Annotated in this window: 15 protein-coding genes; all 15 read right to left on the bottom strand. The window is 58.6% G+C overall.

Annotated features, from left to right (window positions below; genetic code table 11):
- Positions 1–603 precede the first annotated feature (603 nt).
- The 15 genes from ACK2SD_RS08125 to wecC all read right to left on the bottom strand — a co-directional run bounded on the left by ACK2SD_RS08125 (position 604) and on the right by wecC (position 20,631).
- Positions 604–2,598 carry a polysaccharide biosynthesis protein gene (locus ACK2SD_RS08125; RefSeq protein WP_412461848.1) on the bottom strand — a complete coding sequence of 665 codons (1,995 nt, stop codon included), beginning with the start codon at positions 2,596–2,598 and terminating at the stop codon, positions 604–606.
- 40 nt (positions 2,599–2,638) lie between these two features.
- A complete protein-coding gene (locus ACK2SD_RS08120; RefSeq protein WP_412461847.1) occupies positions 2,639–3,817 on the bottom strand; it encodes a DegT/DnrJ/EryC1/StrS family aminotransferase in 1,179 nt (392 codons plus the stop codon).
- 42 nt (positions 3,818–3,859) lie between these two features.
- Positions 3,860–4,486, bottom strand: a complete 627-nt coding sequence (locus ACK2SD_RS08115) for an acetyltransferase (RefSeq protein ID WP_342650965.1) — start codon at positions 4,484–4,486, stop codon at positions 3,860–3,862.
- Positions 4,483–5,079 (bottom strand): sugar transferase, encoded by a 597-nt coding sequence (locus tag ACK2SD_RS08110; RefSeq protein WP_412461846.1) that lies wholly within the window; start codon positions 5,077–5,079, stop codon positions 4,483–4,485. Before ACK2SD_RS08110 ends, ACK2SD_RS08115 begins: the two co-directional genes overlap by 4 nt.
- Positions 5,076–6,293, bottom strand: coding sequence for a glycosyltransferase family 4 protein (locus ACK2SD_RS08105; RefSeq protein ID WP_412461845.1), 1,218 nt, complete (start codon positions 6,291–6,293; stop codon positions 5,076–5,078). Before ACK2SD_RS08105 ends, ACK2SD_RS08110 begins: the two co-directional genes overlap by 4 nt.
- A gap of 2 nt (positions 6,294–6,295) precedes the next feature.
- On the bottom strand, positions 6,296–8,110 hold the full coding sequence (locus tag ACK2SD_RS08100) for a heparinase II/III-family protein (protein WP_412461844.1): 1,815 nt from the start codon (positions 8,108–8,110) through the stop codon (positions 6,296–6,298).
- A gap of 11 nt (positions 8,111–8,121) precedes the next feature.
- Positions 8,122–10,266: a bi-domain-containing oxidoreductase gene (locus ACK2SD_RS08095; protein ID WP_412461843.1), complete on the bottom strand. Its 2,145-nt coding sequence runs from the start codon at positions 10,264–10,266 to the stop codon at positions 8,122–8,124.
- A 99-nt stretch (positions 10,267–10,365) separates the two neighbouring features.
- Positions 10,366–12,294 (bottom strand): asparagine synthase (glutamine-hydrolyzing), encoded by a 1,929-nt coding sequence (gene asnB / locus ACK2SD_RS08090; RefSeq protein WP_412461842.1) that lies wholly within the window; start codon positions 12,292–12,294, stop codon positions 10,366–10,368.
- A 10-nt stretch (positions 12,295–12,304) separates the two neighbouring features.
- Positions 12,305–13,606, bottom strand: a complete 1,302-nt coding sequence (locus ACK2SD_RS08085; protein ID WP_412461841.1) for an O-antigen polymerase — start codon at positions 13,604–13,606, stop codon at positions 12,305–12,307.
- On the bottom strand, positions 13,593–14,828 hold the full coding sequence (locus tag ACK2SD_RS08080) for a lipopolysaccharide biosynthesis protein (RefSeq protein WP_412461840.1): 1,236 nt from the start codon (positions 14,826–14,828) through the stop codon (positions 13,593–13,595). The genes ACK2SD_RS08085 and ACK2SD_RS08080 overlap by 14 nt, the downstream gene beginning before the upstream one ends.
- An 80-nt stretch (positions 14,829–14,908) precedes the next feature.
- Positions 14,909–15,931: a glycosyltransferase gene (locus ACK2SD_RS08075; protein ID WP_412461839.1), complete on the bottom strand. Its 1,023-nt coding sequence runs from the start codon at positions 15,929–15,931 to the stop codon at positions 14,909–14,911.
- A gap of 22 nt (positions 15,932–15,953) precedes the next feature.
- Positions 15,954–16,874 (bottom strand): GDP-mannose 4,6-dehydratase, encoded by a 921-nt coding sequence (locus tag ACK2SD_RS08070; RefSeq protein ID WP_412461838.1) that lies wholly within the window; start codon positions 16,872–16,874, stop codon positions 15,954–15,956.
- Positions 16,858–17,895: a GDP-mannose 4,6-dehydratase gene (gmd, locus tag ACK2SD_RS08065; protein WP_342650955.1), complete on the bottom strand. Its 1,038-nt coding sequence runs from the start codon at positions 17,893–17,895 to the stop codon at positions 16,858–16,860. The genes ACK2SD_RS08070 and gmd overlap by 17 nt, the downstream gene beginning before the upstream one ends.
- 25 nt (positions 17,896–17,920) lie before the next feature.
- Positions 17,921–19,369 (bottom strand): mannose-1-phosphate guanylyltransferase/mannose-6-phosphate isomerase, encoded by a 1,449-nt coding sequence (locus ACK2SD_RS08060; protein WP_412461837.1) that lies wholly within the window; start codon positions 19,367–19,369, stop codon positions 17,921–17,923.
- The gene (gene wecC, locus ACK2SD_RS08055) at positions 19,366–20,631 is read right to left on the bottom strand and encodes a UDP-N-acetyl-D-mannosamine dehydrogenase (RefSeq protein ID WP_412461836.1); all 1,266 of its coding nucleotides are present in this window, start codon (positions 20,629–20,631) and stop codon (positions 19,366–19,368) included. Before wecC ends, ACK2SD_RS08060 begins: the two co-directional genes overlap by 4 nt.
- Position 20,632 lies beyond the last annotated feature (1 nt).

Below are 20,632 nucleotides of genomic sequence, written 5' to 3'. Positions count from 1 at the left end.
TGCCCCGCCGAGGAACGGTCGGAGTCGCGCTCGACTTTACAGGTTGTAAATGAGCATTCCGACCGGGCTGGCGATCCAGGCGGTTTCAGTTCAGCATCACCGAGTGTCAAGGCTTTTCAGACAGAGCCTGGATATCGCCTGAGACGTGGTAGAGGGACCGTGCTCGATCTAAGATCCATGTGCGCCCGCCCATACGGCGCTCAAAAGTAATTCGGAAAGATTATGTGCTGCAGTAGTGCGCGCTTGCGTGCCCCGTTTCGTTTTGCCTGGCCTTCGCGCAGACAGATTCAAGGCAGATGTTGATGCGGGCAGAGCACCAACACGCCAGAGCAGTGTCATTCTAGACGGCACGAACGCGTGGGAGGAGGGGGTCGGTAGGATTGGAACAGAGAGGATGGAAGTCGGTCCAACTCCCTTGTGGCTCAGCATGATGCCCCTAGGTCGTCAGGTAATTGATGAGCCACAGATCACAACGAGCCGGTACCGCCCACAGCATCGCTGAAATTAATGAGTATCGACCTCCAACGCCTGCACTGACCTGGTCTCGACAATGACTCGCCGGCTGTCTGGGCCGTTGCGACACGTCCCAGACAGCCGGAGACATCACCCCTCCAGACGACGCTGCTGGTGGATCCAGTCGACGATTTCTCCTTCAGGGGTATAACCGACGACCGTCTCACGCAGCAGCTTGCGCACTTGCACGAAGTCGTCTTGCTGAACCGCCTGCATGAGCTCCTGCAAGGCACCCTTGAGGGCCTCCCATGGGAGGAAATCCTCCACAGCGCTCATGATCATCGGATGTCCGGTGGGGATCACGTTGTCGCCGATCAGCAACTCCTCATAAAGTTTCTCGCCAGGCCGCAGACCCGTGAATTCGATAGCGATATCGCCGTGCGGGTTATTCTCCGAGCGCACGCTGAAGCCGGAAAGGTGGATCATTTTTTCGGCCAGCTCGACAATCGTCACCGGCTCGCCCATGTCTAGCACGAAGACGTCTCCGCCCTGCCCCATGGAGCCAGCCTGGATGACCAACTGCGCCGCTTCGGGGATTGTCATGAAGTACCGGGTAATCTTGGGATGGGTGACCGTGACGGGCCCCCCTTCCTTGATCTGCCGATGGAAAAGTGGGATGACCGACCCCGAAGAGCCCAGCACGTTGCCGAAACGCACCATGGTAAAACGCGTCTTATTGACCTGGGCAACGTTGGAATGGTCGCTATACAACACCGGTGCTACCTCTTTACTCAGCGCCTGAAGCAACATTTCCGACAAGCGCTTGGTACTGCCCATTACATTGGTCGGGCGCACCGCCTTGTCGGTGGAGATCAGCACGAAGTTCGGCACGCCCGCCTGCACAGCGGCTTGCGCCGTGTTAAGCGTCCCCATAACGTTGTTGTGGATGCCCTCGGCGATATTGTGTTCGACCATCGGTACGTGTTTGTAGGCGGCAGCGTGGTAAACGGTGTCAACCCGCCAGGTACGCATAACATCGACCAACTGATGCGCGTTGCGTACCGACCCAAGAATCGGTAGTACCTTGATGGAGAAGGACTCACGCGCAATACGCTGCTCCAGCTCCGACAAGATGCTGTACAAGTTAAACTCGCTGTGTTCCAGCAGCAGTAGCACTCGCGGTCGCAGGCTCAGTATCTGCCTGCACAGCTCTGACCCGATAGAGCCCCCAGCCCCCGTTACCAATACTGCCTGTCCCTGCACGCAGTGCGCCAGCAGATCCGCCCGAGCGGGAACGGCATCGCGGCCAAGCAGATCGGCAATGTCGACTTCCTGAATGTCGTCGACCTTAACCCGACCGCTCGCCAGGTCCATGAAGCCCGGGACACTGCGCACGTGCAAAGGGAAGCCTTCCAGATAGCCGAGAATCTCTCGCCTGCGTGCACGGCTGACCGAAGGCAATGCCAGAAGCAATTCTTCTGCACCGGTGTTATCGATCATTCGTTGAATCTTGTTGGACCCGTAGACATGCAGACCCGAAATGACCCTGTCGGTGATGCTGGGGTCATCGTCGATGAACGCGACGGGCCTCATCATCTTGCCCATTCGCAACGCCGCCACCAGTTGGTTGCCCGCTGCGCCCGCGCCGTAGATCGCCACTCGCGGCAAGCCGTTGTCGCGCGTACCGAACGGAGCACTGGGCGGAGCACCAAACCAGTCGCCCAGAAAGTACTGGCGCATGACCAGACGCAGGCCACCGACCATGATCAGGCTGAGCCACCAGTAGTTGAACACGATCGAGCGTGGCACCAGCGGAAGATGATTGCTGTACCAGAAAATGACCAGACCCAGGATCAACGACGACAGCGTCACCGCCTTGACGATGGCAATCAGCGCGTCATTGCCCAGGTAGCGCATCACGGCGCGGTACATGCCGAAGCGTATGAACAGCGGTATGGCGGTGAATGGTGCACTCAGGAACAACCAGGGATGCTCAGTGATCGGGTTATCCATTTCGCTGACACCCAGGCGAACCGCAAATGCCAGCCATAGCGCGACCCACACCAGGACCACATCTGTGGTGACTTGGATAAGCCGCTTCTGCCTGCGGTTCAGGTTCAGCAACCCTAAGCGTAGTCTGTCCATACATCCCTCAGTAACATTTCACACCCAGGCATTGGGCAACTCACCGTGCTACTGCACGTTCCATGACCGACGCCAAGACATCACAAGTCAACTGAACCTCTTCTGCACGCAATGTTGGATGCACCAGGAACATCAGGCTGGTCTCACCCAGCTCATGGGCCACCGGCAACGGCTGCGCGGGGCGCCAGCCCGTACCGTCGAAGGCTTTTTCCAGGTAGACCTCGGAGCAGGAACCGGAGAAGCACGGCACGCCGGCCTCGTTGATTTCCCGGGCGATACGATCGCGATCCCAGCCCTCGGCCAGCGCCGCTGACTCGACGAACACGTAGTACTTGTAGGCGGCGTGGCGAACGTCGCCTGGAACCTGCGGTACACGCAGACCCGGCAGTCGCGCCGCCGTAGCCTGAATGCGCTGGGCATTTTCGCTTCGCTGCGCCTGCCATTGCGGCATCTGCTGCAATTGCAGGCGGCCGATCACCCCCTGGACTTCAAGCATCCGCCAGTTGGTCCCGAAGCTCTCATGCAACCAGCGGAAACCCGGCGGATGCTGCCGCTCGTAGACAGCCTCCCAGCTCTTGCCATGATCCTTGTACGACCACATGGCCGACCACAGCGCCTTGTCGTTGGTGGTAACCATGCCACCTTCGCCACCGGTGGTCATGATCTTGTCCTGGCAGAACGACCAGGCTCCGACGTGCCCAATCGATCCTACGGCACGCCCCTTGTAGAGTGCGCCGTGCGCCTGGGCACAGTCCTCTATGACCTTCAATCCATGCTTCTCGGCCAGTGCCATGATGGGGTCCATGTCGCACGGCCAGCCAGCAAGGTGTACGCAGATGATGGCCCGGGTTCGGTCAGTCAAGACCGCACCGATGGTCTGGGCGGTGATGTTCTGCGAGTCGCGGTCGATGTCGGCGAAGACAGGCACTGCGCCTGCATTGACGATCGACGACACGGAGGCAAGGAAGGTGCGCGAGGTGACGACGACTTCGTCGCCATCACCGATCCCCAGCGCTTCGAGGGCCAGGTCCAGAGCGACGGTGCCATTGGCCACGGCGACGGCGTAGTCGGTCTGCGCCCAACTGGCGAACTCGCGCTCGAACTCACGGCATTGCTGGCCCGTCCAGTAATTCACCTTGTTGGAAAGAATGACGTCACGGACGGCATTGGCTTCTTGCTCTGTGAAGGAGGGCCATGGGGCGAAAGCAGTATTCAACATATCGATAGGTCCATAATTCGATGCGAAACGAAATCCGTTGATTCAGTGGGGGTCGGCCAGTGTGCGAGCAGGTACGCCTACGGCAGTGACGCCGTCTGCCACGGGTTTTACCACCACGGCCCCGGCACCGATCACCGCCCTCGATCCAACTTGGATCAACTGGCGAATGCAGGCGCCGATGCCTATCCAACTGAGGCTGCCGACGCTAACGCCACCTGCCAGGCGAGCACCGGGACTGATGTGTACGAAATCGCCCAGCAGACTATCATGATCGACGCTACAACCCGTATTGAGGATAGCGCCCTCGCCTATTCGAACATCGATGTTCACGATTGCACCAGCCATGACGACGCTGCCCTTAGCGATACTGCATCGCGGACTTACGACCGCCTGTGGATGAATCAACGAGACGATAGGCGCACCGACGCTCGCCAAGTAACGCTGTTTGTTCTGGCGTATCTCATTGTTGCCGATGCCGACGATCACACCAGCAACGGTACCCAGCTGTTCGATGAGGGCCGCGCTATCGCCGACGATCGGCCATACGCCGTTGGATCGTCGCGATGGCCAGGCGTCGTCGTAGAACATGATTTCGTCGAAGAACAGTTCGCCGATTTCGGCCAGTACCTTGCCATGTCCGCTCGCACCCAGAATTGCCAGGCGTCTCATGGTTCGTTTCCAGTGAACTTGCTCATTGTCGCTTCGCCGCTACCGGTGATGTCGTCTTTCTTCACCACTTTCTTGACGGTCAGCAGCAAGATCTTGATGTCCAGCCAAAAACTACGGTTGTCGACGTACCAGATGTCGAGCTTGAATTTTTCATCCCAGCTCAACGCGTTCCTGCCGTTTATCTGCGCCCAGCCAGTCACTCCGGGACGCACATCATGGCGACGGTACTGCTGCTGCGAGTAGAGAGGGAGGTACTCCATCAACAGCGGACGTGGCCCGACCAGGCTCATGTGACCGAGCAGCACATTCCACAGTTCCGGCAGCTCGTCCAGACTGGAAGCGCGCAGGAAACTGCCGAAGGGCGTCATGCGCTCGGCGTCAGGCAGAACATTACCCTGCGCATCCACGGCGTCGCGCATGGTCCTGAACTTGACCATCTCGAAGGGTTTGCCATGCAGCCCCGGGCGTTGTTGACGAAACAGCACAGGGGCACCCAGATTCTTGCGCACCTTCCATGCCACGATCCCAATCACCGGTGACAGCAGCAACAAGGCGCAGGCGGACGCTACCACATCGAATAATCGCTTGATCATTTTGGGGTGCCCTCCAGCCAACGCACGAATTGTCCGGACAGCATCTTGCGATCGAAGCTGCGCATCGCCAATTGACGCCCGCGCAGGCCTTTGGCCTTAAGCTCGTCACGGTCCGACGCCGCTCGCTCCAAGGCGTCGGCGAATGCGTCGGGATTCTCGGGTACGACGGCGAACCCGCAGTCCTCCTTAGTGATCATCTCGGCCAGCCAGCCCGGATAGTTGTTCAGCACTGGCAAACCCGAGGCGATGTAGTCGAAGAACTTGTTTGGCGACGTTCCGAAATAAAACGCGCGAACATTCGCCAGAACCTGCAAGCCCAGATCGGCGCTGGCCATCAGCCCCGCCAATCGCTCCTTGTTGACCGGATCGTGGAACACCACATTATCCAACCCTTCGGCCTTGGCGCGGGCCACAAGACCGGGCTTGAGCTTACCCTGCCCGATCAGCACCAGGCGAATGTCGTCACGACCACGTGCCTTTAGACGGGCGGCGGCATCCAGTACGGCATCGAGCTTGTTAGCGATGCCATGGGTGCCGGTGAACACGGCCATCAGGTGCTCGGCTTCTACGCCTGCCGGCCGCCAAGGCGGTACCGGCGCATCGAAGATATCCAGATCGCAGCCGTTGGGAATCATGGCAACCTTCGCAGGGTCGACTCCCCGCGAGACAATGCCCTCAACGATGCCCGGCGATAGGCCGATCAGCCGATGCGCCGAACGATAGCTGACCCATTCGAGCACCGACATAGCCCAAAGCACCGCGGGATTCTTGATAACCCCCATGGCCTTTGGCAGCTCCGGCCACAAGTCGCGCACTTCGAAGACGAAGGGTTTGCGGCGCAGCCAGCGCGCGAAGATACCTGGGATACCCGCAGTCAGCGGGGTGGTCGTGGCGAAAACCAGATCATAGCGGTGCGTCAGGGCGACACCGATGCTGCGAACCGCAAATTTCAGGAAGCTGATCGCCCGCTTGAGGAAACCGTCGCTGTTCGCATAGGCCAAATCGAATTCGATGACGTCGATCCCTGCCACCTGCCCCGTACGCTTGCCGGACTCGAATGGCCCGCCAAGGCCGGTATTGCCACCGCCGTAACTGCCACACACCATCGTCACCTGATGGCCTTCGGCAACCAGTCGGCGCGCCATTTCGTAGGAACGGATTCCAGTAGCACCATTGGGAGTCGAGAAATGTTGATGGAAATAGAGAACTCTCATGGTTACCAGTGATACTCCGTAATCAAGACCCCAGCGGTCGCCACTTCGACTTCCAGCACTGGTACCGGTGTTTTTTCAAGGTAGTAACGCGATTCCCAGCCAGTGACCAGCTCGCAGCGTACGATCGGCACATCGCCGGTGACCGAAAGCCGGTGCGAACCGTTGCTTACGCCATTGCCCTGCAGGACCCAGTCCCCGGGCTCCAAGCGCCAGCGCAGCACTGCTTTGCTGGAAAAGCCGCTGACTTGGTCGCGCACCTGCAGGCTGCGCGGTCCCAGGCTCAGGCTGCGCCCATGCTGGGCGCCTTTGCCGTCTATGTAGGTCGCGCCACAGCTGGTCACATCGCCCACATTGCCTGGAGGCTGAACATCCACCGCACGCAACCAATCGCCGAACAGGAATCGGCTCAGGCGCGGCATCTGGTCGCGGCCGTCGAACTGCACAGTGTTATGACTGGCCGTACCAGGGAAGTAGCGTAACCACTGCGGCTCGCAGTTGTAACTAAAACTGCCTGCATCTCGCAGTAGATTTCTACCCTCGAGCCAGAGATCCACATGCAGGGCATCGGCCTGGCCTGGTCGGAATCGAAAACGCGGATAACGGAGCACGGCCTTGCAAGCCGGCTGATGCAGGATTGCATAGCCGCCGTGATCGAACAACCGGCTGTTGGGCCGTTCGGCCAAGGCCGCTGGTTTCGTCAGTTCCAGCCACTGCAAGGGGAGATCCCACGGCCCGGAATCGGCGTAGGCACACTGCTCATTGAACAGGGCCATCGCCAACTGCACCGACGGACGATAGTCGCGGTAATCGGTATCGCTCAGGGCAAGCAAGCGCGCGCCGTCGTTTGCACCCAGGTTGGGAGCGTCACCCGTGGTCCCATCGGTCATAGCGAATAGCCACTGGGCCGCAGCCTTCGCCCGGGTGTACCACGTGAGGCTGAAGGGAGCCAGCTCGCACTTGCGCCGCCACACCTCCACCATCGAGAACGTGTCGAGCATCACCCGATGATAATTGACCGAGTACTGGCTGAAGCTGCCGTCGCGTTCGATCAGCCGTGCCGCCCGGTTTTCCAGCCAGCGCCGCCCTGCCTCGAACCAGCCCCTGGCAGCAGGATGGCCGCTGCTCATCAGCCAGCTGCCGCCGACATAGAGCGCGGCGGCTTCGGAAGTACCATGGTTATTGTCCTGAGCCATGGCATAGCTGACGGTGGGTGCGATGCGCTTGAGGTGCACCTCGATCAATGCGGCCAGGCCCGGCTGGATGGCGTCATGCTGGCCAAGGAGCACAGCACTCATGGCCAGGTGCAGGACGCGTATCGACGCCTCCTGCCCGCACTTCCAATTAGGCCCATGATAGGGCCTATTGTGTTGGCACCAATCGGCAAGCCAGAGATTCAAGCGTGTCAGAGCCGTCGAATCTCCCTGATGGGCACCTTGGGCGAAGGCGAGTACCCAGTCGAATCTCGAAGCCTCCCAGATACTCTTGATATCGCCCACCGACGGATCGAAATCGGCGATCAGCCACCAGGGTCGGTCAGGGAAAGGCACGCGTACGCCGGACAGCGGGTTCAGATGCCAATCGGGCGGATTGTCCTGCTGGGCGACCGGCCAGTAACCATAGTACAGCACCGACTCGTACCACTGGCTGGTCACCGGCAATTGCCGAAGTGGTGGTTGAGGCGCGACGAAGAATGGCCCTTTGGGCGTCTGCGCTTGGAGCCGGCGTACGGGGTTCAGGCCGGTCTTCACCCCCAGCCTGTAGCCCAGCGCCCGGCAAAGATTGCCAGGCCCCAGTGCCAGCGCGGTCCGAGCCTTCACGAGGAAGAGACTCATTGCGCTCGCAGCATCCGAGCCACTTCGATACTGACCCGTGCCACCTCAAAGATTTCATCACTGGGGATCGGCGTAGACTTACCTTGCGCGACCGCCTCAAGGAACGCGGCTGCGCATTCGGACTGCCCCTTGTTCTGTTTCCACAGGTTGAGCTTATCGAAGCCTGGCCAGCCGAAACCCTTGAGCTTGCGGAAGTTGTCCAGCTGAAGGACGCGGCCCGCCGCGAATACTTCGACGCGTTCCTTGGGGAAGCTCGCGGCGCCATTGGCCAAGTAAAGGATGGTGCCGAAAGAGCCATCCTCGAAGCCCAGAGTGATCGAGGCTTTGTCCTCGGTGACAGCCACCGCACCGGAATCGCCCATTCTACGAGCCTGAATGGAAACGATCGGGCTAGCGACCAGGAAGCGCATCAAGTCGATGAAATGACAGGCTTCACCGATGATACGACCGCCGCCCACAGCCTCGTCCTGGGTCCAGTGTTCCGCGGGAATGGCTCCGGCGTTCATGGTCATGATCAACGACTTCGGCTCTCGGACGGTACTCAGCAGTGCCTTCATCTTCTGCACCTGCGGCGAGAAGCGGCGGTTGAAGCCCACCATCAAGTGCGGCTTGCTGCCATGCTCGACCGCGCCGGCATAGGCGCTCTGCACCTGAGCCAGGCCTTGCTCGTCGATTGCCAGCGGCTTTTCGACGAATACGTGCTTGCCAGCTTCAAGCACTTGTGACACGAAACGCGCATGGCTGTCGTGCCGAGTGACGATGGCCACGGTATTGATCGCTTGATCGTCCAACATCGCGGCGACATCGGTGGAGGCCTGTGCGAAGCCCGCCTTGCTGCCATGAATCACGCCGTTGAGTCCGCCGGCGGTGACGATGGTATGGAACTGCGCACCGGCGGACTTGAACGCTGGAATCAACATGCGCGATGCATAGTTGCCTGCGCCTATGAAGCCCACCACCGGCTTGACCGGGTCGAACACGGGCGTCGACTGGGGCGAAAGCGTCACGGCTTTGATGTGGCGCTCTTCCGGCGCCGAACGGTACTCAAGGAGGATACCGAGCGCCGAGCTCTCGCCGGTCAGGGTCTGGTAGGCGCTCCCCGCCTCCTCGAAGGCAAAACGATGGGAAATGAGCTTGTCGACGTTCAGTTGGCCACTGGCAAGCATGTCGAGAATGGCCTCGAAGTTGCGTTGCTCGGTCCAGCGCACAAATCCGATGGGGAAATCGTTACCTCTCTCTTCATAGTTCGGGTCATACCGACCTGGACCGTAGGAGCAAGAAACCTGGAAGGTCAGCTCCTTCTCATAGAAATCGGCCCGGTTAAGCTCGAGGCCGGTGACCCCTACCAGCACTATGCGACCCCGCTTGCGGCACATGTTTGCTGCCTGGGTAACCGGATCCGAAGACTTCGTGGAGGCGGTGATGATCACACCATCGACACCGCGCCCCCGGCTGAAGGCCATACCAGCGGCGACCGGATCCTCGCCTCGACCAGGGTTGCAGGTCTCGGCCCCGTAGCTGCGGGCTAGTGCCAGCTTCTGCTCATCGAAGTCGATGGCCAGCACTCGGCAACCTTGTGCGCGTAGCAGCTGCACGGTGACCAGGCCGATCAGGCCCACACCGGTTACGACAAAAGCCTCTCCAAGTGTAGGCTGGGCCAGACGGATACCTTGCAGACCGATGCTGGCGAGCACGGTAAACGAGGCCGCCTCGTCACTGACCGCGTCGGGAATTCGTGCGCACAGGTTCTTCGGTACCACCACGACGTCGGCGTGCGGGCCATTGGATACGACCCGATCTCCCGGTTTGAAGTCCGACACACCAGCTCCAGCAGCGGCCACCACGCCTACGTTGCAGTAACCCAGCGGCAGCGGCTGAGCGAGCTTGGAGCGCACGGCTTCGACCGTCGTTGCCAGCCCATCGGTCTGGACCTTCTGCAGCACCATACGAACTTTGTCGGGCTGTTGACGGGCTTTCTCGATCCAGTTGGCCTTGCCGAATCCAACCAGCATACGTTCGGTACCCGCCGAGATCAGCGTCCGGCTGGTATTGATCTGCAGGGCGCCACCCCGCACCGCCGGCACCGGCGCCTGCACCAGGGAGGTTTCGCCGCTCGCCATGTTCTGAACAACTTGTTTCATGAATTGCCACCAATAAGATTGAAAAAACCGTGCGTGCTTTCATCACCTCAGGTCGGGAGCGTCACACGCCTCGACCGACCCTCGGCCAGTACAACGCTCTCAGCGGTCGAGAGCAAAGTTGCCATCCAGATACTGCTTGCACCACAACTCCATGCAGACTATGCCGAACAACGTGTAGGCTGCATCTATGCGCCCTGCCCGGTCGGCCGCGATCAGTCGCGCTACGGCATCAGGATCGAAGATGCCGCGATTACGCAGGGAAGCAGGCGACAGCACCTCGTCCACCAATGGCTTGAGACGTACTTGCAGCCAGTTGCGCAGAGGCACGCCAAAGCCGGTCTTGGGTCGATAGATGATGTCGTGCGGCAGGTAGGGCTCCATGGCTTTCTTGAAGATCCACTTGCCCTCGCGCCCTTTTTGCTTGATCGAAGAAGGCAGGCCACCGGCGAGCCTCACCAGGTCCATGTCGAGCAATGGCACGCGAACTTCCACACCGGCGGCCATACCCATCTTGTCGGTGTAGTTGAGATTGTGATCGGTGAGGAAATGCTTGCACTCCAGAGTGAGCATCTTGTCCAGCGGCGTTGCACCAGCAGGTACTCGAGACAAGGTCTCGCGAAGCGGTGCAAACAGTTCATCGGCCGCCAACTGTCGCCGAAGTTCGGGGGCCAGCAGGCCGTGAGCCTGCTCGGGCTCGAGCCAGAAGAAATAGCTGATCAAGCGGTCGTCACTTGGCAGGTCGGCGTAGCGGAAGGCCTTGCCCAGACGGCGCGAAAGGGGCGAGGATGCTGGCAGCAAGTTGGCACTGGCAGCCAATGCGCCGCGCAAGGGGCCAGGGAGGCCGCCCCACCAACGTTCCTGGCTCAACGCGAAATGGCGACGATAGCCGGTGAAGATGTCGTCTCCGCCAGCTCCGGACAGCAACACCTTTATGCCATTTTGGCTGGCCAGTTCCGAAATGAACAACGCATTGAGCGCGGCAGGGTCAGGAGTTGGCTCGTCCAGCAGGTAGACCATCTCAGGCAGACGATCCATCATTTCGTCACCGACACCGACCACATGCAAGTCGACACCTAGATGCTTGGCGACTCGTTCAGCGTAAGGCAGGTCGTCGGCAAATCCTTCGTTCGCCGTCGATCCGTTGTCAACTCGGATGCTGAAGCACTGCAGACGCTCCTTGTCACGCATCTGCTCGGCGGCGAACGCGACGATCGCGCTGGAGTCCAGACCTCCGGACAGGAAAGATCCCAAGGGGACATCGGAAACCAGCTGGCGATTGACCGCGGTGCGAACAGCCTCGGCGACTGCAGCGGCGGTTTGCTCGACGCTTTCGGTCAGAGGTTGCTCCTGAATCGGCAACTGGTAATAAAACCACTTCTCTTCAACCTGACCATTGCGCACCCGCAAAACCTGCCCAGGTAGCACCTTGGTGATGTCGCGCACGATGGTGCGCTCGCCTGGAGACCAGAGATAGCCCAGATGAGCGAGCACTGCTCGAGGATCGATTTGAGGGGTGCTAAAACCGCCTCTGAGCAAACCTTTCATCTCGCTGGAGAATGCAAAACAACCGCCGTCGTTGAAGACGTAGAGCGGCTTTACGCCCAATTGATCCCGCGCGACCCAAAGCGTCTGACTGTCACGCTCCCAGAACACCACGGCGAAGATGCCATTGAGCCTTTTGAGACAGTCGATACCGTCACGGCAGAACAAGGCCAACAGTACTTCGGAGTCGGACTGGCTGGTGAACGTCACACCGTCACGTTCCAGTTCGGCTCGCAATTCACGAAAGTTATAGATTTCGCCGTTGAACACCATCACTACACGGCCATCAGGCGAAACCATCGGCTGGTGGCCGGCCGAGGTGGTATCGAGGATGGACAGTCGAACCTGACCCAGCCAAACGCCAACTTCGGTATCGGACCATATCCCCTGATCGTCAGGCCCGCGACGGCGAATGAATGAAAGCGCCGATGAGAAATCAATCGACGTCTTGGTGCCATTGTGTAGATAACCCAGAATTCCGCACATGCCTGTATCTCTAGTTCGGGTAAGTGGCAGGCGTCTCGCGCCTGGAGCTCAAAAGGAGGAACGGCAACCAGATGGAGGCCAGCAGCAGCAAGACCGAGGAGAGCTCGCCGCGGAAAAGATGGAGCATCGAGGCGATGGCCAGGGCGTAGTTGCCCAGAGCCCGATCGCTCTGCACATGGGTAGTGATCGCCCCATATAAACGCCCCCACACACAACCGAGCATTATGCCGCCCACTACGATGCCAACCGCACCGAAATTCATGTAGAACTCGCCGAATACTCCCGGCGGCATGGTTGTTCCTTGCAGCAGCCACATGTTGGGCCAGAATGCCCCAGTGAAAATGCCTGCGGCGGTCAATGGCTTGCCTGGGAAGATGGCTGAAGGTATCAGAATCAGCACGATCATGAGCAAAGTCGAGCCATATTGCCAAGGCAGGGCTTCGGGCATGGCATCCACCAGCACCGACATCGTCTGAAGTTGCATGAGATTGCCGGTGAACTGAATCATCAACAGATGAATGATCGACAGGAAGATGCCCTGGTCTTTATTGAAAAAAGAGAAAGAGCCAGTAACCAGAAACTCTTGCTTGAACACGTGATAAGCGATTAGTAGGACGAACATGACGGCGCCAAGTACCGCTCCCTTGACCAGACTGATTGGCTTGACGCGGTAATGGCGGATCACTAGCAATGACAGGACAGCAATAAAGATCGTTGACTTCTGGCCTTGCAACGCACATATCAGCACCGCGCCGACAAAATAAGTCCAGAAAGCTGACTGTTCCGCGCGCGTGGCATTGCAGGTGCCAGTAATGCGCAGATACCAAGCTAGCGAGACCGAAAGCAGCAGATTCTGCAGCAGGAACAGGCCGTTGAGCCCGGCAAATGCCCTAATCCTGTCACTTGCACCCTGTAACAACCCCGACATGCCTAATACCACCAGCAACGTGACGAACGCCAACACGCCAATGAGGGTGAAAATCGACGATCGCCAGAGCAGCGTTCGGTGAGACACAATAGCTCTGGGGATAGTAGGGTGCATCACCGCAGACTTGCGCCCAAGGTATATCCCGCCAAGCACAGAAAGCAACGCTGCGCTATAAAGCAGCAATGCCTTGATGATTGCGGCATTCTTGTCGACGAAATTGAAGCCCCAGATCTGGCTGAAGCCATCCGTAGAATGAAGAAACGGATACAGGGGCACCAATACCCCCGCGCACCAGATTACGAAGAAGAAAAATCCTGCAGAGAAACAGTCGAAAAACGGTCGACGGCTCTGCTGCGGTGTCTCGTTGGCTTCAATCCTGTACACGATCACCTTCCCCCTGGACACTGGCCAAGCGGACTTTTACAGCAGACAGCAGCAACACCACCGACAACAGGCCACCCGCTAGATAAGCCGCAGCCCCTGCCCAAGCACCAAACTGGGGAATACCCAGATACAGGATCAACAGCACCAGCATTCCCTCGATGATATTCACCTTCAGGCTCAATCCGAATACCCGAAGCGCGACCAGCATCGTGCCACATCCCAGGGCTGCTGCCTTCAGGGGCAAGCTCAATGCAAGTACGAGTACATATTGAGCAGCCACATGATATTGCCCACCCACCAACAGCAGCCAACCAGCAGCGGCGATGATGAGTGCAGCCGCCATGGTCAGCGACACCAGAACGATAGACCTCAGAAACGCCTTGAATCTGGCAGCCAGCTTGGGAGGGTCTCCAAGTACTTCAACCAGGTCGGGAATTGCCCGTTGAGCGATAATCGCCAGTGGCAGAAGGCCTAGAACCAAGCTGAGGTTGGCGAGCCCAAAAAAACCAATTTCTTCGGTTCTCACGTGAAGCGCTGTCAGCATGAGTACCGGAAGACTGTCGACCAACAAGCGCACGAACAAGCTCGCATTTACGGTGACCCCGGAGCTGGCCAACGCCATCAACTCTCGCCCATTGACCTTGAAGAGGTTCAACGATGGAACCACGTGAGCACGCATGCGCCACCAGACTAAGGTCAGACACAGAAGTTCAGTGACATAGCGTGCACTGATCCAGCCCTGAATACCGTATCGCCAAGTCAGTGTCACGTGCAGGACTACGCCAACAGCGGTGGCAACCATCAGTACCAGATAGATTTCGTGAATCGCTTTGGCACCCTGGGCAAAGCCCGTGCTGGTGCGCAGGAGGTTGGTGACCAGAACCAATCCACAGGCGAAAAAAACATAAGTGCTGATCGCCGTGGTGAGTACGAAGGCATGAGCCACGAAGATACCGAACATGACCAGCATAGAAGTCAGACCCACCAGTACGAACACCTGACGCAGCACTGCCTGCTGGAGGGCGACATCCTTACACGCGGCGGTGTCTCGTACAGCAATGCTCTGCATGCCAAGACTGCCCGCCAACACCACAAGTGCGAGAACCGTCTCAAGCGAACGCACGACCCCCACCACCGCCGGGTCGACAAACGGTGCAATCAGGAACTGACTGATGATGACGCCGCCCTGGATGCACCCAGTGACGATGAATAGCTGGAACAAGCTCGAATTCTCGAAAATTCTGATGAGGCGAGCTAACACACGGTTTCACCTTGTCTAATTATGGGACTCACTCATCACTTTCAGGCGAATGAGTCGAGGATAGCCTTCAGCGCTTGGCGGCGTGCGTCGATTGAGTATTTTTCGGAGATCCAGCGATGGCGAGCCATACCCTCTTTCTCATCAACCGGTGTGGTCAACACCTGCTCCATCGCAGCGGCTATTTCCTGCGGGCTATCCGGTTGCACCCAGTGTGCGAATTCGCCAGCCACTTCTGGTACAGCCCCCCGCGGTGAAGTGATAACCCGAGCACCGCATGCCAGCGCCTCACCGATGGCATGGCCGAAACCCTCGTAGAGGGTTGGCTGCACATAAGCCAGGCAACGACGGTAATGGTCCCGTTTTTCCTCATCGGAGATCATGCCGATGAACTGTACCTGCTCGGCCACACCCAGACGCTGTGCCAACGCCTGCAACTGCGGTAGATAGTCACCATGCTTGCCAGCAATGACGAAGCGGATCTGCGGGTGATCCTTGGCGATTCGAGCGAACGCCTCGATACTGGGCACCAAGCCTTTGCGGATAGCGTTAGTGCGGCTTGTCCAGGTCACCGTGAAGAAGTAGTCGGAAGGTTCGCTGACCTGCGACGCAGGCGAGTAATACGCCGTATCCACTGCCAGCGTGGCATAGACCGGATTACGCACGGCGAGGTTACTGGTCACTTCGTCGTACTCAGACATGGAGATGAACAGGTTGCGATCAGCCAAGCGCAACGACGTCTTCAACACCAGTTTTTGCCACAGCGGACGGTCTAGGTAGCAGAGGCCAGGAATTTCATTGCGACAGGTCGAGTAATCGAATGCCCCTGTCACCACGACCGGCTTTCTGCGCAGCTTTCCGGCTAACAGTGGGAACGGCGAGTGTCCCCACCACCAGCAGTAATAAAGATCGGCCTTCCAATCGAGACTCGTGGGCGAGCCGGCCAATACGACCTCGTGCCCCAGCTCTTTGAGAATTCTAATGTCAACGCGGTAGAACTCGACTTTTTCGAACATTTCACGCCAGTTGGCGTGAGCAGACATATTGGCAAAGAAACAGATGCGCACAGTTACACCAATCCGTTGTGATTCACGTGGCTGAAGCCTGGAGGTTACATTCGTACATCGATCGCAGCGTTTCGGACAGCTCAGGTACTTCGATGGTACCGACTAGGTCGTATAGCCGTTGTGGACTGCCGTACAACTCCTTGACTTCGTCTGCTCGGACGAAAGCCGAGTCGACCTGCACCTGTGGACGATAGCCTGCAAGCTCCGCCATCGTATCGATGACCTGCATCAGGGAGACGCTGCGTCCTGAGCAGAGATTCACGAACTGCCCTTGTGCCTGGCATCCCAATAATCGCGCATAGGCTTCAGCGATGTAGCGAACGTCCGACAGATCGCGGGACACATCGAGATTGCCTAGACGGAGTTCAGTTTGACGACGTGCGAAAGCGGCGACGATCTTGGCGAAGACGAAAGCTTCGGACTGCCCTGGCCCGGTGTAGTTGAACGGCCGGGTGACCAGTATCGGAAAACGACTGAACCACTTGCCGACCAGTGCCTCCATGGTCAGCTTGCTCAGCGCGTAGTGATTCATCGGCCGCGGCTCGCTGCCTTCGGTAATCGGCGATTTCAACGCATTGCCATAGATGTTGGCGCTACTGGCAATGATGACCTTTTCCAGGGCCACGCCACTGTCCTGGAGAGCCGTAAGCAAGCTTTCGGTACCCAGCACGTTGACTCGGTAGTAGGACAACGCGTCACTACCGGTCACGTGTGCCAGAGCAGCAAGATGAATGACGTGAGTAGGCTTGACCTGACCGATCCACTCGGTCAGGCGTGCGGTATCATTCAGATCCGCCTCCAGATGCTCCGCCTCACACGCCAGGCGACGTGCACCCAGTCCGACGATACGCCAACCTTCTTCGCTCAGGCGGTGCGCAAGATGCGCACCGGTGAAGCCGGACAACCCAGTGATTAGGACGGTCTTGTCAGAACGAAGTGCCATGCTTGGCCCTCTTCAGGTCTGCTTCGACCATCAGTTGGCAAAGCTGCTCAAGACTGGTCGTGGGCTGCCAGCCAAGGCGTTCCTTGGCCAGGGAGGCATCACCGATCAGCAGCTCGACTTCGGCTGGACGGTAGAACTGCGGATTGACCTTGACGCGAGTGACGCCAGTACGGCGGTCTACGCCGAACTCCTTTTCGCCGCTCTCGCGCCACTCGATATCCACGCCGACTGCTTTGAAACTCATGCTGACGAAGTCACGCACGGTTTCGGTTCGATTGGTGGCCAGGACGAAAGTATCGGGCTGGTCAACCTGCAACATGCGATGCATGCCATCGACGTATTCGCGAGCAAAGCCCCAATCGCGCTTGGCGTCCATGTTGCCCAGCTCCAGCACCTGCTGAGTGCCCACTTCGATATTCGCGACGGCGTCGGTAATCTTGCGTGTCACGAACTCCTTGCCGCGCAGCGGGGACTCGTGGTTGAACAGAATGCCGCTGGTGGCGAATATATTGTACGACTCGCGGTAGTTGATCGTTGTCCAGTGCGCGAACAGTTTCGCGACGCCATAAGGGCTGCGCGGATAGAACGGCGTCGACTCCGATTGCGGAACGGCCTGCACCAACCCGAACATTTCCGAAGTCGAAGCCTGGTAGAAGCGGATGCCCGGATTGACGATACGGATAGCTTCCAGCAGATTCAGCGCTCCAACGCCGGTGATCTGTGCTGTAGCGATAGGCTGATCGAAGGAAACACCGACGAAACTCTGCGCAGCGAGATTGTAGACCTCGTCAGGCTGAGCTTTCTGCAGCAAACGCACAGTACCTGCCAGATCAGTCAGGTCAAATTCGACCAGGTGCAGGTTCTCATGCCCAAGTAAGCCCAGTTCCTGCAACCGCCAGAAATTGACCGAGCTGGTCCGACGGTAGGTGCCATAGACCTTATAGCCTTTACCCAGCAGCAACTCGACAAGATAAGCCCCGTCCTGCCCAGTGATACCCGTAATCAGCGCACTCTTTTGCATTTGCCACTCCACTAAAATTCAAGCCTTAAATACGGCCATAAGTATCATCGAACCGGACGATATCGTCTTCGCCAAGGTAGCTTCCCGATTGCACCTCGATGATTTCCAACGGGATGGTGCCGGGGTTGGAAAGCCGATGGACATGACCGACAGGAATATAGGTACTTTGGTTCTCGTTGAGCTGGAATACCTGCTGCTCGCAGGTGACTTCGGCTGTGCCGGAGACGACGATCCAATGCTCGGCACGGTGATAATGCTTCTGCAGGCTCAAAGTCGCCTTGGGCTTGACCAGTATGCGCTTGACCTGGAAACGGGAACCGCTGTCGATGCTGTCGTACCAGCCCCAAGGCCGATGAACACGCCGGTGCAACTTGGATTCGCTACGCGTGTCGCGGCCCAGCGCCTCGACGATGGCCTTGACGCCCTGACAACGGCTTTTATCAGCGACCAGAACGGCGTCTGGCGTTTCGACGATAACCATGTTGTCCAAACCGACAGCGGTCACCAGGCGATGGGAGGCATACACCAAGGTATCGGTGCTTGAATCAAGGATCACATCGCCATGAACGCTGTTGTGTTGAGCATCCTTTTCGCCGGAGCGCCATACGGCATCCCAGGCGCCAAGGTCGGACCAGCCGGCGTCCATGGCCAGCATCTTGAGCTCCAGCCCTGGAACTGGGGATTGCGTGCAGTGCTCAATCACGGCGTAGTCGATGGACTCCGCCGGAATGGCTTGGAAACAGCCGACCTCTGGCCTGACGAAGCCGTTGTCGGAGCCACGGGCGGCCCAGGCTTTTTCGGTCGCCTCCAGGATATCGGCTCGGTAGTGTTTCAACGCCCGCAGCCACACCGAAGCGCGCAAGATGAAGATGCCACTATTCCAGTAGTAACTACCGGACTCGAGATAGCGTTGAGCCGTTTCCAGATCGGGCTTTTCGACAAAGGAATCGACATCCTTGACCTCGGCGACATCGGCCGAGTGAATATAGCCATACCCAGTCTCAGGACGGTCAGGCTGAATACCGAGGGTAACGATCGCACCCTGTGCAGCAACTTCCACGGCCTTTTCCACAACACGTGTAAACACAGCGACGTCATGGATAGTCTGGTCTGCAGGAATGACCACTAGCACCGGATCGGCATCGACTGCGCAGCCGTCGCGGGCCTGAAGAGCCGCCAGCGTCAGGGCTGGGGCAGTGTTGCGCCCTACTGGCTCGAGAATCAATGCCCCCTGTTCGACCTTTATCTCGCGCAGTTGGTCCAGACACAGAAACCGATGCTCGTCATTGGCCACGATGCAGGGAGGCAGCAGTTCGCAATCCTTCGGTGCAATCTTCATCAGGCGCTCGATAGCCTGCTGGAACAGGGTCTCGCGCCCATACAATGCGAGAAACTGCTTCGGATACAGCGTTCTGCTCAACGGCCAGAGGCGGGTACCCGACCCACCGGACATGATTACCGGGAGGACCTTCATACCGGCCAGATCCCGCGCGTGTCGACAATCTGCAGACCTTCGAGCGACTGTGGCGCAATGGCCTTAAACGGCTTGTGATCGACCAGCAGCAGTAGAACATCTGCTTGCTTGATCGCCTCCTCCACCGTGCACAGCACGGTAGCTTCCAAGGAGGCGGGCAGCGTGTGGATGTTCGGCTCGACGACAACTACCTTGCCCGCATGACGCTTGCTGACTTCCTTGGTGATTTCCAAAGCCGGGCTTTCCCGGAGATCGTCGATATCGGGCTTGAACGCCAGACCGAAGCACGCCACCACAACCTCCTGGGCAGTCTTACCCGGGTGTTTGCTAAGGTGCTCACCAATGGCTGCATGCAGCTTTTCGATCACCCATGCGGGTTTGGAGTCGTTGACCTGACGGGCGGTGCGGATGAGTCTGGCCTGCTCTGGCGCAGAGTCGACGATGAACCATGGGTCGACTGCAATGCAGTGACCGCCCACGCCTGGACCAGGCTGAAGGATATTGACCCGTGGGTGTCGGTTGGCCAGCCTGATGAGCTCCCACACGTCGACCTTGAGCTCCTCGCAGATGATGGACAATTCGTTGGCAAAGGCGATGTTCACGTCGCGGAAGCTGTTTTCCGTCAACTTGCACATTTCGGCGGTACGGGCGTTGGTCAGCACGCACTCGCCCTCGACAAAAGTCTTGTACAGCGCACGGGCTGCCAGCGAACACTTCTCGGTCATCCCGCCGATCACGCGATCGTTCTGTACCAGCTCGCGCAGAACATGGCCAGGCAAGACGCGTTCGGGGCAATGCGCTACACGAATGTCGGAAGCATCGCCCTTCTGTTGAGGGAAGCTCAGATCAGGCCGTGCCTCAGCGAGCCAAGCCGCCATCTGCTCGGTCGCACCTACTGGGGAAGTGGACTCGAGGATAACCAAGTCCCCTTTCTTCAGGACCGGGGCAATAGCCTTGCTCGCCGACTCGATGTAGCTAAGGTCGGGTTTGAATCCTTCCGTGAAAGGCGTTGGCACTGCGATGAGGAAGGCGTCAGCTGCTTGTGCTGTGGTACTGGCACGCAGATAACCTTCGGTAACCGCAGCGTGAACTACCATATCCAGGTCTGGCTCAACGATGTGAATCTGCCCGCGATTGATCGTGTCGACGCAGTGCTGATTGACATCGACGCCAATCACCTGAATTTTGCGCGAGGCGAATACGGCCGCGGTCGGGAGACCGATGTAACCCAGGCCAATGACGGAAACCTTGGAAATACTCATA

This window comes from Pseudomonas sp. SC11 (genome assembly GCF_047039205.1).
GTDB lineage: Bacteria > Pseudomonadota > Gammaproteobacteria > Pseudomonadales > Pseudomonadaceae > Aquipseudomonas > Aquipseudomonas boreofloridensis.
The sequence above is the reverse complement of the archived record's forward strand: the minus strand, read 5'-3'. Positions and strand labels throughout refer to the sequence as shown.